This window comes from Streptomyces sp. NPDC005408 (assembly GCF_040606445.1).
In the GTDB taxonomy this organism is placed as follows: Bacteria; Actinomycetota; Actinomycetes; order Streptomycetales; family Streptomycetaceae; genus Streptomyces.
In genome coordinates this window covers 215,192-228,476 of record NZ_JBEXEX010000002.1, presented here as the reverse complement: position 1 = coordinate 228,476, position 13,285 = coordinate 215,192, and the positions used below count along the sequence as shown (strand labels likewise).

11 protein-coding genes are annotated in these 13,285 nt (G+C 69.9%); 7 read left to right on the top strand and 4 right to left on the bottom strand.

Annotated elements, in window-relative coordinates; translation table 11 throughout:
* Positions 1–3: 3 nt before the first annotated feature.
* On the bottom strand, positions 4–972 hold the full coding sequence (locus ABZS64_RS03060) for a peptidase (protein ID WP_355822453.1): 969 nt from the start codon (positions 970–972) through the stop codon (positions 4–6).
* A 116-nt stretch (positions 973–1,088) separates the two neighbouring features.
* Positions 1,089–1,577, bottom strand: a complete 489-nt coding sequence (locus tag ABZS64_RS03055) for a GNAT family N-acetyltransferase (RefSeq protein ID WP_355822451.1) — start codon at positions 1,575–1,577, stop codon at positions 1,089–1,091.
* A 62-nt stretch (positions 1,578–1,639) separates the two neighbouring features.
* Here ABZS64_RS03055 and ABZS64_RS03050 point away from each other — a divergent pair, with 62 nt between their 5' ends.
* Positions 1,640–2,437, top strand: coding sequence for an exodeoxyribonuclease III (locus ABZS64_RS03050; RefSeq protein WP_355822449.1), 798 nt, complete (start codon positions 1,640–1,642; stop codon positions 2,435–2,437).
* On the opposite strand, the gene ABZS64_RS03045 is transcribed toward ABZS64_RS03050, so the two are convergent.
* Positions 2,425–3,072: a MerR family transcriptional regulator gene (locus tag ABZS64_RS03045; protein WP_355822787.1), complete on the bottom strand. Its 648-nt coding sequence runs from the start codon at positions 3,070–3,072 to the stop codon at positions 2,425–2,427. The genes ABZS64_RS03050 and ABZS64_RS03045 overlap by 13 nt on opposite strands.
* 156 nt (positions 3,073–3,228) lie before the next feature.
* On the opposite strand from ABZS64_RS03045, the gene ABZS64_RS03040 reads away from it, so the two are divergent.
* The 4 genes from ABZS64_RS03040 (at position 3,229) to ABZS64_RS03025 (ending at position 6,883) form a co-directional block, all read left to right on the top strand.
* The gene (locus ABZS64_RS03040; RefSeq protein WP_355822448.1) at positions 3,229–4,770 is read left to right on the top strand and encodes an NAD(P)/FAD-dependent oxidoreductase; all 1,542 of its coding nucleotides are present in this window, start codon (positions 3,229–3,231) and stop codon (positions 4,768–4,770) included.
* A complete protein-coding gene (locus ABZS64_RS03035) occupies positions 4,767–5,636 on the top strand; it encodes an alpha/beta hydrolase (RefSeq protein WP_355822446.1) in 870 nt (289 codons plus the stop codon). Before ABZS64_RS03040 ends, ABZS64_RS03035 begins: the two co-directional genes overlap by 4 nt.
* Positions 5,633–6,523 carry an SDR family oxidoreductase gene (locus ABZS64_RS03030; protein WP_355822444.1) on the top strand — a complete coding sequence of 297 codons (891 nt, stop codon included), beginning with the start codon at positions 5,633–5,635 and terminating at the stop codon, positions 6,521–6,523. The genes ABZS64_RS03035 and ABZS64_RS03030 overlap by 4 nt, the downstream gene beginning before the upstream one ends.
* A gap of 162 nt (positions 6,524–6,685) precedes the next feature.
* Entirely contained in the window at positions 6,686–6,883 is a 198-nt protein-coding gene (locus ABZS64_RS03025) for a hypothetical protein (RefSeq protein ID WP_355822442.1), read from the top strand.
* 95 nt (positions 6,884–6,978) lie between these two features.
* Here the strand turns inward: ABZS64_RS03025 and ABZS64_RS03020 are convergent, their stop codons facing one another.
* Positions 6,979–10,257: a S41 family peptidase gene (locus ABZS64_RS03020; protein ID WP_355822440.1), complete on the bottom strand. Its 3,279-nt coding sequence runs from the start codon at positions 10,255–10,257 to the stop codon at positions 6,979–6,981.
* A gap of 162 nt (positions 10,258–10,419) precedes the next feature.
* Between ABZS64_RS03020 and ABZS64_RS03015 the strand changes: the two genes are divergently transcribed.
* Together ABZS64_RS03015 and ABZS64_RS03010 are read left to right on the top strand one after the other, a co-directional pair.
* Positions 10,420–10,992, top strand: coding sequence for a TetR/AcrR family transcriptional regulator (locus tag ABZS64_RS03015; RefSeq protein ID WP_355822438.1), 573 nt, complete (start codon positions 10,420–10,422; stop codon positions 10,990–10,992).
* A gap of 106 nt (positions 10,993–11,098) precedes the next feature.
* Positions 11,099–13,264 (top strand): MMPL family transporter, encoded by a 2,166-nt coding sequence (locus ABZS64_RS03010; RefSeq protein WP_355822436.1) that lies wholly within the window; start codon positions 11,099–11,101, stop codon positions 13,262–13,264.
* The last annotated feature ends 21 nt before the right edge of the window (positions 13,265–13,285 follow it).

The window sequence follows — 13,285 nt, the reverse complement described above, 5'->3', positions numbered from 1 at the left end:
TGCTCAGGACACCTGGGCCTTGTCGTACACGGACTTGGCGTCATTGCCGAAGTACGGACCGAACATCCGGTTCGGCAGGAAGGTGTAGCCGAAGCTGTTCACCGAGGCCTGCAGGCCGGTGCCGGTGGCCTCGCTGAACGAGGTGAACCAGGGGCCGCCGCTGGAGCCGCCCGTCATGTTGCAGCCCAGGCTGTGGTCCTGGGAGAAGAGGAAGTCCTTGGAGGAGTTCCCGCTGCAGTAGATGAGCTTGGTGCCGTCGTACGGAGCGGCCGCGGGGAAGCCGAAGGCGTACATCGGCTTGTTGTAGCCGCCGTTGAAGCTCAGGCCCTGTGCGCCGACCGTCGCGGCGAGCGTCTTGCCGCCCAGCGGGGCGACGACCGCCAGGCCCACGTCGTAGTTGATGTCCTCGCTCGCCACCCACTGGGTGGTCGAGAAGGTCTTGGTGGCGGACCATTGGCCGTACGGTGCCTGGCCGTTGTTGTAGCCGGGCACGAAGACCCAGTTGGTGTGCCAGGCGCCCTGGTACTTCACGCAGTGGCCCGCGGTGATCACGGTGTTGCCGTTCTGGCTGGTGACCGAGTCACCGGAACAGGAAGCCGTACGTCCCTGGAAGGTGAAGAACACCCGGCCGGAGGTTTTGACCACGGCACCGCTGCCCGTCCAGGGGCCGCCTGCCTGCGGAAAGGCCGTCGGCCCTAAGGCAGTTGAGGATGCCGCGGTCGGGGATATGACCGTCTCCCTGCCGCCCGGCCGCGGGGCCTTGACGGCGCCGGGGGAGACCCGGATCACGTCGAGGGGGGTGGCGCTGCGCATCCGTTCGGCGGTCCAGAAGCCCTTCGTCTGCTGCTGCTTGAAGACCGTCGGGGTGGGTGACGGGGCGGGGGCGGCGCCGGCGGCGGTGGCCGACAGGGCGCCGATGAGCAGGGTGCCGACGGCCAACAGGATCCCGGCGGCGGTGCGATGGCGTCTCACGCATGTCTCCTTCTGCCGTGCCCGCGCGTGGTGTCGAGCGGGCAGGGTGGGGGATGAGGCGGTGCGGATCGGCGTGCGCGTGCGTGAGGCAGAGTGCCACGGGAATCTTGGTTATGTCAGGGGCGCGACAAAGACTTGGCGAAGCAGCGGCTGTCCTCGAACTCGCGGTAGTGACCGAATTTCTGCGCGCAGAGCTCGTAACCGCTGGAGATGTAGAGGGCGATCGCCTCGGGCTGCTTGGTGCCGGTCTCCAGAACCATCCGGGTCCGGCCGGCCGCGCGGGCATCGTCCTCAAGGGCGGCGAGGATGCGCCGGGCGAGACCCTGGCCGCGCGCCTCGCGGATCACGTACATGCGCTTGAGCTCGGCGTCTCCGTCGCTGTAGCCCTCGTCGTTCTCCTCATGCGCACGCCAGCCGCCGGAGGCGACGGGGTGGCCCTGGTCGTCGTACACGAGGAGGTAGAGACCGTTCGGCGGCTGGAACATCGAGGCGTCGAGCGGTGTGATGTCGCCGTCGTCTTCGTACCGCTCGGCGTACTCGAGCTGGACCTGGTCATTGAGTTTGACGGCATCGGGGTGGTCGAAGGGCATGGGTCTCACATCCATGCGCACGAGCGTACGTGTAAGGCGCACGGGGCTGTCGGCACGGTGGTCGGTAGGGTGCCGGGATGCTCACCGTGACAAGCGTGAATGTGAATGGGCTCCGTGCCGCAGCCAAGAAGGGCTTCGTGGAGTGGCTGGCCGGTACCTCCGCCGACGCCATCTGCCTCCAGGAGGTGCGGGCCGAGGCGCACCAGCTCCCGGACGAGGTGCGCGAGCCCGATGGCTGGCACACGGTGCACGCCCCGGCCGAGGCGAAGGGCCGCGCGGGCGTCTCCCTCTATACGCGGCGCGAACCGGACCGGGTGCGGATCGGCTTCGGGTCGGGCGAGTTCGACGCGAGCGGGCGGTACATCGAGGCGGACCTGCCGGGTGTCACGGTCGCCAGCCTGTATCTGCCGTCGGGGGAGGTCGGCACGGAGAAGCAGGACGAGAAGATGCGGTTCATGGCCGAGTTCCTGCCGTACTTGCGTGAACTGAAGGCGCGCTCGGCGGCGGACGGGCGCGAGGTGGTGGTGTGCGGCGACTGGAACATCGCGCACCGCGAGGCGGACCTCAAGAACTGGAAGGGCAACAAGAAGAACTCCGGCTTCCTGCCGGAGGAGCGGGAGTGGATGTCCCGCGTCTTCGACGAGGCGGAGTACGTGGATGTGATGCGGTCGCTGCACCCGGACGCGGAGGGACCGTACTCGTGGTGGTCGTACCGCGGACGGGCCTTCGACAACGACGCGGGCTGGCGCATCGACTACCAGGTGGCGACGGCGGGTCTTGCGCGGCGCGCGGTGAAGGCGTGGGTGGAGCGGGCGGCGACGCACGGGGAGCGGTGGAGCGACCATGCGCCGGTGACGGCGGTCTACGAGCTGTAGCGCGTCTCCGCCGGGGGCTCCTTCCGCACGAGTCTGCGGTCGAGCGCCATCGAGAGTTCCGCCTCGACCACGCTCTTGGCCAGCGGGCGCAGCCTCTCCACCTCGCCCTCGGGGGCGTGGGCGCTCAGCACCTCGACGAACAGGTCTGCCAGCGCGTCCGCGTGGGAGCGGACGCGGCGGGCCGCGTCCAGGACTGCCGCGAGCGGGACTCCCTCGCGTACGAGCGCGGCCGAGACATCGAGCAGGCGGCGGCTGATGTGGACGATCTCGTCGCCGTCCGTCGCCAGATAGCCGAGGTCCAGTGCCGCCGCCAGATTCTCGGCGGTGACCTCGCCCTCGAAGTAGTCGGCCAGTTCCTCCGGGCTGAGCCGGACCGGGGTCTCCTCGGTGGGCTCACCGAGGCCCAGCACTTCGCCGACGTCGCGGCCGCTCTCGAACGCCGTGGCCAGGTCCGCGATGCCGTTCAGTGTGTGGCCGCGCTCCAGCAGCGCGGCGATCGTGCGGAGCCTGGCCAGGTGGTGGTCGTCGTACCAGGCGATACGGCCCTCGCGGCGGGGTGGTGGTATCAGCCCGCGTTCGCGGTAGTAGCGCAACGTGCGCAGCGTGATGCCGGCCTCCTTGGCCAGTTCCTCCATGCGGTACTCGCGTACGTCTGCCACAGGGGAAGCCTATGTTGTACCGCCGGTAACTTGTCGGGTCCTACCCCTACCGCGAGATATGCCGCTGCCTTACCCTCCCAACTGTGCCAGTGATTGCTGGCAGGGTTGTGACGTTCAGCGGGAGGCGGCGGCATGGGCCAGCACGAGCACGTACGGGTGGCGTTGATCGGATCCGGATTCGGCGGCCTGGGGGCCGCGGTCCGGCTGCGCCGCGAAGGGATCACCGACTTCGTCGTCCTGGAACGGGCCGGCTCGGTCGGCGGGACCTGGCGCGACAACAGCTATCCCGGGTGCGCCTGCGATGTGCCCTCCCATCTGTACTCCTTCTCCTTCGCGCCCAACCCCGACTGGCCGCGCACCTTCTCCGGGCAGGAGCACATCCGCGCGTATCTGGAGCATGTCGCCGACACCTTCCGGCTGCGCTCCCACATCCGCTTCAACCATGAAGTGCTGAACATGCGCTGGCTGGGCGACCAGCTGCGCTGGGAGATCGAGACCTCCAAGGGGACGATCACCGCCGATGTGGTCGTCTCCGCGACCGGGCCGCTGTCGGATCCGAAGATCCCTGAGATTCCGGGCCTTGCCGACTTCCCCGGCAAGGTCTTCCACTCCTCGCGCTGGGACCACGACTACGACCTGCGCGGCAAGCGCGTCGCGATGATCGGGACCGGGGCGTCCGCGATCCAGATCGTGCCCGCGATCCAGCCGCAGGCCGGGAAGCTGACGCTGTTCCAGCGGACGCCGCCGTGGGTGATGCGGCGGATGGACCGCAGGATCACCGGGGTGGAGCGCTGGCTGCACCGGCAGCTGCCGTTCACCGGGACCGCGCGCCGCGGGCTGCTGTGGGGGATCAGGGAGCTGCAGGTCAGCGCCTTCACCAAGCGGCCGAACGAGCTCGGGCTCATCGAGTCCCTCGCCAAGGCCAATATTGCGAAGTCCATCAAGGACCCTGCGCTGCGGGCCCGGTTGACGCCCTCGTACCGCATCGGCTGCAAGCGGATCCTGCTGTCCAGCGACTACTACCCGGCGCTCGCGAAGTCCAATGTGGACGTCGTCGCCTCGGGGCTGAGCGAGGTGCGCGGGTCGACTCTCGTCGCGGCCGACGGTACGGAGACCGAGGTCGACGCGATCATCTTCGGTACGGGGTTCCATGTGACCGACCTGCCGATCGCCGAGCGGGTGGTCGGTGCCGAGGGGATCACGCTGGCGGAGTCATGGAAGGACGGGATGCAGTCGCTGCGCGGAGCCACCGCGGCAGGATTCCCCAACTGGATGACGATCATCGGCCCCAACACCGGTCTCGGGAACTCCTCGATGATCCTGATGATCGAGTCCCAGCTGAACTACATGGCCGACTACATGCGGCAGCTCAATGTGCTGGGCGGGCGCGCGGCGCTGGCGGTGCGGCCGTCCGCGGTGGGTGCGTGGAACCGGCTGGTGCAGGAGCGCATGGAGCGGACGGTGTGGAAGTCCGGCGGCTGCAACAGCTGGTACCTGGACGCGAACGGGCGTAACACCACGCTGTGGCCGGGGACGACAGGGGAGTTCCGGCGGGAGACGCGCGAGGTGGATCTCGCGGAGTACGAGGTCGTACGGATGCCGGTCGCAACGGCCAAGTCTGCGCCGGCCGAGTCGGCACCGGTTGCCGCCGAGGCCGCGGAGGTCGCGCGATGAGCCGCACACTGACCGCCGTCTCCGCCGACGGATCGCCGATCCATGTCGAGGTGCACGGCCCGGACGACGCACCCGCCGTCGTGCTGGCGCACGGCTGGACCTGCTCCACGGAGTTCTGGGCCGCGCAGATAGCGGACTTGGCGGTCGACCACCGGGTCGTCGCCTACGACCAGCGCGGTCACGGCCGAACGGCGGCTGCCGCCGTCGGTACGGACGCGCTCGCCGACGACCTCGAAGCGGTGCTCCGGGCCGTACTGGCTCCGGGCGAGAAGGCCTTGCTCGCCGGGCACTCCATGGGCGGGATGACGCTGTTGGCCGCGTCCGGGCGGGCCGCCTTCGCGGAGCACGCCGCCGCGGTGCTGCTGTGCAGCACGGGCAGTTCGCGGCTGGTCGACGAATCGCTGGTGCTGCCGATGCGCGCCGGGCGGCTGCGGACCCGGCTCACGCGCTCGGTGCTGGGGGCGCGGGCGCCGCTCGGACCGGTGACGCCGATCTCCAGGCGGATCCTCAAGTACGCGACGATGGGCCCCGGTTCGGCGCCGGAGCGGGTCGCGGAGTGCGCCCGTATCGTGCATGCCTGCCCGAGGGCGTCCCGGGTGGCCTGGGCTCGGGTGCTCGCCGAGCTCGATCTCGACGCGGGTGTACGGGAGTTGAGGGTGCCCACGGTCGTGGTGGCGGGCACGGCGGACCGGCTCACCCCCATGGTGCACGCCCGGCGCCTCGCCGATGCCCTGCCCCAGTGCCAGGAGTTCGTGGAGCTCTCCGGGATGGGCCATATGACACCGGTGGAGGCCCCGGAGGCCGTCACCGCGAAGATCCGTGAACTGGTGGACACGTTCGTCAACGCGAAGGAGGAGGCCGCATGAGCAGGACCAGCCTGGAGGGACAGGTCTCGGTCGTCACCGGCGCGGCGCGGGGTGTGGGCGAGCTGCTGGCCCGCAAGCTCTCGGCGCGCGGCGCGAAGGTGGCGCTCGTCGGCCTGGAGCCGGACGAGCTGAAGAAGGTCTCGGAGCGGCTGCACACCGAGAGTGACCACTGGTACGCGGACGTCACCGACCACGAGGCGATGGCGCGGGTCGCTCAGGAGGTCAAGGAGCGCTTCGGCAAGGTCGACATCGTCGTCGCGAACGCGGGCGTCGCGTCGGGCGGTCCGTTCATGGACTCGGATCCGGTGTCGTGGCGCCGCGTGATCGAGGTCAACCTGATCGGGAGCGCGGTGACCGGGCGGGCGTTCCTGCCGCTGCTGGTGGAGAGCCGCGGGTACTTCCTGCAGATCGCGTCGCTGGCGGCGATCACACCGGCGCCGATGATGACCGCGTACTGCGCGTCGAAGTCGGGGGTCGAGGCCTTCGCGCACAGCCTGCGGGCCGAGGTCGGATACCGGGGTGTGGGGGTCGGTGTCGGCTATCTGTCCTGGACGGACACGGATCTGGTGCGCGGCGCGGACCAGGACGACGTGATGCGCGAGCTGCGGCAGCGGCTGCCGTGGCCGTCGAACAAGACCTATCCGCTCGGCCCGGCGGTGGACCGGATCGTGGCCGGGATCGAGCGGCGGTCCTCGCATGTGTACGGGCAGTGGTGGCTGCGCGGGATGCAGTCGGTGCGCGGGTATCTGCCGTCGCTCATCGGGATCGTGGGACAGCGGGAGATGCGGCGCTTCGAGCCGCGTCTCGAAGGGGTCGCGAAGGGGCTCGTGGGGGCGGGTGGAGCGGCGGACGAGGCCGCGCGAGAGTCGGGTACACAGCGTCGTTGATCGAAATGCGAGGTATGTCGGTGCGTGCCAGGCTGGTCGAGGCCTAGGGGGTGTCTTTTGGATCAGGCCGGATCAGGGAGAGGTGCCGTGCCAGGGCACGCGAGCCCGGCAAGTTCCGAAAGACACCCCCTATACCCCCACACCCCGCTAGGAGTGAACGACATGGGCATGAAGGACCAGTTCAACGACAAGGCGCAGGAGCTCAAGGAGAAGGCGCAGAAGGCCGCGGGCAGCGCGAAGGACGAGTCGTCGGAGCGGGCGTCCGAGGCGCGGAAGCCGGGTCAGGAGCCGCACGAGAAGACCACCGAAGAAGCCATGCAAGAGGCGCAGGACAGGTTCGACCAGGACTACGACGCCTGACGCTGCGCCCTGCGTGGGCGTGAGAGGCGCACCCGGGACGCCGGGTGCGCCTCTCTTCTGTGCCTGCGGGATCGCCCCGCGCCCCGGACAGGTCCTCAGTCGCCGGACGGGCCCGATGTCCGCGGCGGCAGCTTCGGGCGGCGCAGGTCCGGCGCCCCGGAGTAGTCCGGAGGCATCGCCGCCGGGTGGGTTTTCAGCAGGTCCAGGGCCAGTTGGATCGCGTCGTCCAGCTGGACATGCCGGCCCTCCGCCCAGTCCAGGGGCGTGCGCAGGGCGTCCAGGTCCGGGTCCACGCCGTGGTTCTCGACGGACCAGCCGTACGCGTCGAACCAGGCCGCGTTCATCGGGACCGTGATCACCGAGCCGTCGCCGAGCCGGTGACGGCCCGTCATGCCCACCACCCCGCCCCAGGTCCGGCTGCCCACCACCGGGCCCAGGCCCAGCAGTTTGAACGCCGCCGTGATCATGTCGCCGTCCGACGACGTCGCCTCGTCCGCCAGCGCGACCACCGGACCGCGTGGCGCGTTCGATGCGTACGAGACCGGCTGGGCGTTGCGGGTCAGGTCCCAGCCCAGGATCTTCCGGGTCAGCTTCTCCACCACCAGCTCGCTGATGTGGCCGCCCGCATTGCCCCGTACGTCGACGATCAGCGCAGGGCGCGACATCTCCATCCGCAGATCGCGGTTGAACTGTGCCCAGCCCGAGCCGCCCATGTCGGGGATGTGCAGATAGCCGCACTTGCCGCCGCTCAACTCCAGTACCACCTCGCGGCGTTTGGCCACCCAGTCCTGGTACCGCAGCGGCCGCTCGTCCACCAGGGGGACGACCGCCACCCGCCGTGCGCGTCCCTCGCCCTCCGCCGGCTGGAAGGTCAGCTCGACGGTCGTGCCGCCGGCCGCCGAGAGCATCGGGTACGGGCCCGCCACCGGGTCGACCGGGCGGCCGTCCACATGCGTGAGGACCGCGCCCTCGCGGATGCCCGTACCGGCCAGCGGGGAGCGCGCCTTGGAGTCCGACGAGTCGCCGGGCAGGATCCGCTTGACCGTCCAACTGCCGTCCCGGCAGACCAGATTGGCGCCCAGCAGGCCCATCGCCCGCTGATAGTGCGGCGGGCCCTCGTTGCGCCGCGCGGGCGTCACGTACGCATGCGAGGTGCCCAGCTCGCCCAGCACCTCGCGGAGCAGATCCGCGAACTCGTCCGGCGAGGCGACCCGTTCGACCAGCGGGCGGTACTGGTCGAGCACCGCGTCCCAGTCGATGCCGCACATCCCCGGCTCCCAGAAGTACGCGCGGATGAGGCGGCCCGCCTCCCCGTACGCCTGGCGCCATTCGGACGCCGGATCCACCTCGTGCATGATCCGGCGCAGGTCCAGATACACCGTCGAGTCGCTGTCGCCGGACTCGGTCGCCGGTACCGCGCGCAGCTCCCCGTCGTCCACGACCACCAGCCGGCTGCCGTCACCGCTGACCGCGAACCAGTCGAGATGGCCGACGAGTTCGGTCTTGCGGGCCTTGGTGATGTCGAAGTGTTCCAGCGTGGGGCGGCCCGAGGTGTCCGCCGGGTTGGCGAACGTCTCGCCGAGCGCCCCGGAGATCGGCCAGCGCAGCCAGACCAGGCCGCCGCCGCTGACGGGGTGCAGCGCCGAGTACTTGGAGGCCGACACGGGGAACGGCGTCACCCGGCTCTCCAGACCCTCCACCTCGACCGTCACCGTCCCCTCGCCCGGCTGCTCTCCCGGCTCGTCCAGCGGATCGAGCCCGCCCGCCGCTGGCCGCCCGTCCGGAAGCAGCGCGAAGGGCGAGGGCGTCGCGGAGGAGAGCGGTACGAGATAGGGGCGGCAGCCCAGCGGGAAGGACAGGTCCCCGGTGTGCACGTCGTACACCGGGTCGAAGCCCCGCCAGGAGAGGAAGGCGAGATAGCGGCCGTCGCGCGTGAAGACCGGATTCTCGTCCTCGAAGCGGCCGTTGGTGACGTCGACGATCGTACGGTCCTTGATCCGGGCCATTTTGATCTGCCGCAGCGAGCGGCCGATGCCCGGCTGCGACCAGGTCACCCAGTGTCCGTCGGGCGAGAAGGCGAGATCGCGGACCGGCCCGTTGATGGAGCGGATGAGTTCGGTGACTTCGCCGTTGGACTCTTCGGTCGCGTCGATCAGCAGCAGGCGCCCGTCGTGCGAGGCGATGGCGAGCCGCTCGCCGTCAGGATCCGACACCATTTCCTGGACGCGGCCCAGTTCGCCGGCGGCCAGCCGCCGCGGCTCCCGGTCGCCGCTCGCCCTCGGCAGGTACGCGATCTCGACGGCGTCCTCGCCCTCCGCGTCCGTGACATACGCGACCTGGCCGCCGGTGCCGAGCATCTCCGGCATCCGGACCCGTACGCCCGGGGTGTCCGCGATCGTGCGCGCGGGACCGTCGCGGTGCGTGAGCCAGTACAGGCTGCCGCGTACGGAGACGGCGCTCGCCCGTCCCGTCGTGTCCACCGAGATCGAGTCCACGTGGCTGGCGGCCGGGACCTGGTAGGTCCGGCGTCCGGCGCGCGGGCCGCCGAGCCGTACCTCCAGCTTGCGCGGCCGGGCGTCCGGCACCGTCAGATCGTCGACGATCCACAGGTCGCCCGCGCACTGGTAGACGACCCTGCGACCGTCGCTCGAGGCGTGCCTGGCATAGAAGGCGTCATGGTCGGTATGGCGTTGGAGATCCGTCCCGTCGGGGCGGCAGGAGTAGAGATTGCCCACGCCCTCGTGGTCGGAGAGGAACGCGATACGTCCCGAGACGAACATGGGGCAGTCCAGATGCCCCTCCAGATCGGCGAGCAGCCGCTCCCCGTGCAGCCAGAGCCGTCCCGTCGCCCCGCCCCGGTAGCGCTTCCAGGCAGCCGGTTCGTGCGGCGGTTTGCCGGTGAGGAGCAGCGTGCGGTGCTCTCCGTCGAAGTCGGCGACCTGGACGTCGGAGGCCGGGCCCCAGGGCAGCCGTCTGCCGGGGGAGCCGTCGGTTGCCACCTTGTAGCCCCAGGAGAAGTACGAGAAGGGCTGGCCGTGCGAGGAGACGGCGAGGATGTGGCCGTCCGGGTCCCAGCCGCAGACCCGGGTGTCGGTCGAGCCCCAGTAGCTCAGCCGCCGCGCGGGACCGCCCGTGACCGGTGCCAGATGGATCTCCGGGTCGAGGCTGCGCCAGGTCGTGTACGCGATCTGGCTGCCGTCGGGCGAGAAGCGTGGATGGCCGACTCTCGTGCGGTCGACCGTGAGGCGCCAGCCGCGGCCGGGCCGGTGCCCGGCCGGTACCAGGGGCGCGATCCAGAGATCGTCCTCGGCGGCGAAGCACAGCAAGTCGTCGTGCAGATGCGGGAAACGGAGATACGCGACGTCGTCACTCACCCCCCAATGCTTTCCGTGCCCGGGGGGCCCGGCAACTTGTGGAGGGGGGTGGGTCTCGCCGGTGACCCACGACACAAGCGAAACGGTTTCGTTTCGCGGACGGTCTGGGTTACCGTCGTGGTGTACGAAACCGTTTCGTTCGGATGTGACAGGAGGTCGACCATGACGCGCAGCCGGCTCACGCCCCAGCGCGAGGCGGAGCTGTACGAAGCCGTGCTCGACCTCTTGCGCGAGGTCGGCTACGACGCCCTGACGATGGACGCCGTCGCCGCCCGCACTCGATCCAGCAAGGCCACGCTCTACCGTCAGTGGCGGAGCAAGCCGGAGCTGGTCGCCAGGGCTCTCAGGCACAACAAGCCGGTGAGTGTCGCCGACATCGACACCGGCACCCTGCGTGGTGACTTCCACGCAATGCTCGAGCGCACCGACGACTGTCAGATGGAGAAGGACTCCGCGCTGATGCGGGGTCTGGCCCAGGCCGTTCACGGCAACCCCGATCTCCACCAGGCCCTGCGGGAGCTGCTGATCGAGCCCGAGATCACCGGCCTCGACACGCTGCTTCGACGGGCCGTGGAAAGGGGCGAGGTCAGCGTGGACAACCGCGCACTCGACTTCGTCCCCCACATGCTGGTCGGCGCCTTCGTCGCCCGGCAGCTGATCGAGGACCGGACCCCCGACCGGACCTTCCTCACCGACTACCTGGACGCCGTGGTCCTCCCCGCCCTCGGCGTCTGACCCCACAGACCTCCCCGCACCACCCAGCACCTCCTGACGCGCGCCGCTCTCGTCGTCGGGCCGGCTCCCCATGCCCTGTTCACCTCACACACGGGAGTACGCCCTCGTGGCCACGTTCCTCTACAAACTCGGGCGGTCCGCCTTCCGGCGCCGCCGCCTCGTCGCCCTGCTGTGGGTGGCGCTGCTGGCGATCGCCGGGGTCGGCGCGGCCTCCGCGTCCACCGCCACATCGTCGTCCTTCTCGATACCGGGTACGGAGGCGCAGAAGGCCTTCGACCTGCTGGAAGAGCGCTTCCCCGGGGCCAGCCCCGACGGCGCGACCGCCCGGGTCGTCTTCAAGGCGCCCGACGGCCGCAAGATGACCGAACCGGCCAACAAGGCCGAGGTGAACAAGGCGGTCACCGCGCTGAAGGCCGGTTCCGACCAGGTCGCCTCCGTCAACGACCCGTTCACCGCCAACGCCGTCTCCAAGGACGGCGGCACGGCGTACGTATCGGTCACGTACAAGGTCAGCGGGATGGAGCTGACCGACGAGACGCGCGAGGCGCTGAAGAAGACCGGGGACCACGCGCGTGACAGCGGGCTCACCGTCGAGATCGGCGGCGACGCGCTGCAGGCCGTCCCGGAGACCGGGGCGGGCGAGATCATCGGTGTCGCCATCGCGGCGGTCGTCCTCGTCATCACCTTCGGCTCGCTGGTCGCCGCCGGTCTTCCGCTGCTCACGGCGATCATCGGCGTCGGCATCGGTATCTCGACCATCACCGCGCTGGCGAACGTCCTCGACCTGGGCTCCACCACGTCGACGCTCGCGATGATGATCGGCCTCGCGGTCGGCATCGACTACGCGCTCTTCATCGTCTCCCGCTACCGCGCCGAGCTGGCCGAGGGCCGCGAACGCGAGGAGGCCGCAGGACGGGCCGTCGGCACCGCGGGCTCCGCGGTCGTCTTCGCGGGCCTGACGGTGGTCATCGCGCTCGTCGGTCTCGCCGTCGTCAACATCCCGATGCTCACCAAGATGGGCTTCGCCGCCGCCGGCACGGTCGTCATCGCGGTCCTGATCGCGCTCACCCTGATCCCCGCGCTGCTCGGCTTCGCCGGCAAGCGCGTGCTGGGCCGCAAGGTGCGCAAGGGCAAGGAGACGAGCGAGAAGCCGAACATGGGCACCCGCTGGTCCCGCTTCGTACTGCGCCGCCCGGTCACCGTGCTGCTCGCCGGTGTGGTGGGCCTCGGCGCGATCGCGATACCCGCGTCCTCGCTCGAGATGGGTCTGCCGGACGACGGCTCGCAGCCGGTCAGCACCACCCAGCGCAAGGCCTACGACATGCTGTCCGACGGCTTCGGCCCCGGCTTCAACGGCCCGCTGCTCGTGGTCGTCGACGGCGACAAGGGCACGGCCGACCGTACGGTCAAGGACATCAAGGGCCTCGACGGAGTCGTGGCCGTCACCCCGCCGACCCTCAACAAGTCCGGCGACACCGCGATGATCACGGTCATCCCGAAGGACCGGCCATCCTCGGTCGAGACCGAGGACCTCGTCCACTCGATCCGGGCCGACAGCGGCGACGACGTGCTGGTCACCGGCGCGACGGCGATGAACATCGACTTCTCGCAGAAGATGAACGACGCGCTGCTGCCCTATCTCGCGCTCGTCGTCGGACTCGCCTTCCTGCTGCTGATGGTGGTCTTCCGCTCGGTCCTCGTACCGCTGAAGGCGGCTCTCGGCTTCCTGCTCTCGGTCGTCGCGGCGCTCGGCGCTGTCGTCGCCGTCTTCCAATGGGGCTGGCTCGGCTCGCTGTTCGGCGTGGAGCAGACCGGCCCGATCATGTCGATGATGCCGATCTTCATGGTGGGCGTCGTCTTCGGTCTCGCCATGGACTACGAGGTCTTCCTGGTCACGCGGATGCGTGAGGCGTACGTCCACGGTCAGCGGCCCGGCGAGGCGATCGTCACCGGCTTCAAGCACGGGGCCCGTGTGGTCACCGCGGCGGCCGTCATCATGATCGCGGTCTTCTCCGGCTTCATCGGCTCCAGTGAGCAGATGATCAAGATGATCGGCTTCGGTCTCGCGATCGCGGTCTTCTTCGACGCCTTCGTGGTCCGGATGGCGATCGTGCCCGCGGTGCTCGCGCTGCTCGGCCACAAGGCATGGTGGCTGCCGCGCTGGCTGGACCGGGCGCTGCCCAATGTGGACGTCGAGGGCGAGAAGCTGCACAAGGAGCTCGCCGACAGTCCCGAGGACCCGGACGAGGAGCGCAAGCTGGTCCGCGTCTAGTCACATGGCTCCGGGGGCGTC

Excerpts from the sequence above, each read along its gene's own strand:
- ABZS64_RS03035 (WP_355822446.1), top strand. The coding sequence starts at position 4,767 with ATGAGCCGCACACTGACCGCCGTCTCCGCCGACGGATCGCCGATCCAT.
- ABZS64_RS03045 (WP_355822787.1), bottom strand. The coding sequence starts at position 3,072 with ATGGAGGAACTGGCCAAGGAGGCCGGCATCACGCTGCGCACGTTGCGC.
- ABZS64_RS03025 (WP_355822442.1), top strand. The coding sequence starts at position 6,686 with ATGGGCATGAAGGACCAGTTCAACGACAAGGCGCAGGAGCTCAAGGAG.
- ABZS64_RS03055 (WP_355822451.1), bottom strand. The coding sequence starts at position 1,577 with ATGGATGTGAGACCCATGCCCTTCGACCACCCCGATGCCGTCAAACTC.
- ABZS64_RS03030 (WP_355822444.1), top strand. The coding sequence starts at position 5,633 with ATGAGCAGGACCAGCCTGGAGGGACAGGTCTCGGTCGTCACCGGCGCG.
- ABZS64_RS03015 (WP_355822438.1), top strand. The coding sequence starts at position 10,420 with ATGACGCGCAGCCGGCTCACGCCCCAGCGCGAGGCGGAGCTGTACGAA.
- ABZS64_RS03040 (WP_355822448.1), top strand. The coding sequence starts at position 3,229 with ATGGGCCAGCACGAGCACGTACGGGTGGCGTTGATCGGATCCGGATTC.
- ABZS64_RS03050 (WP_355822449.1), top strand. The coding sequence starts at position 1,640 with ATGCTCACCGTGACAAGCGTGAATGTGAATGGGCTCCGTGCCGCAGCC.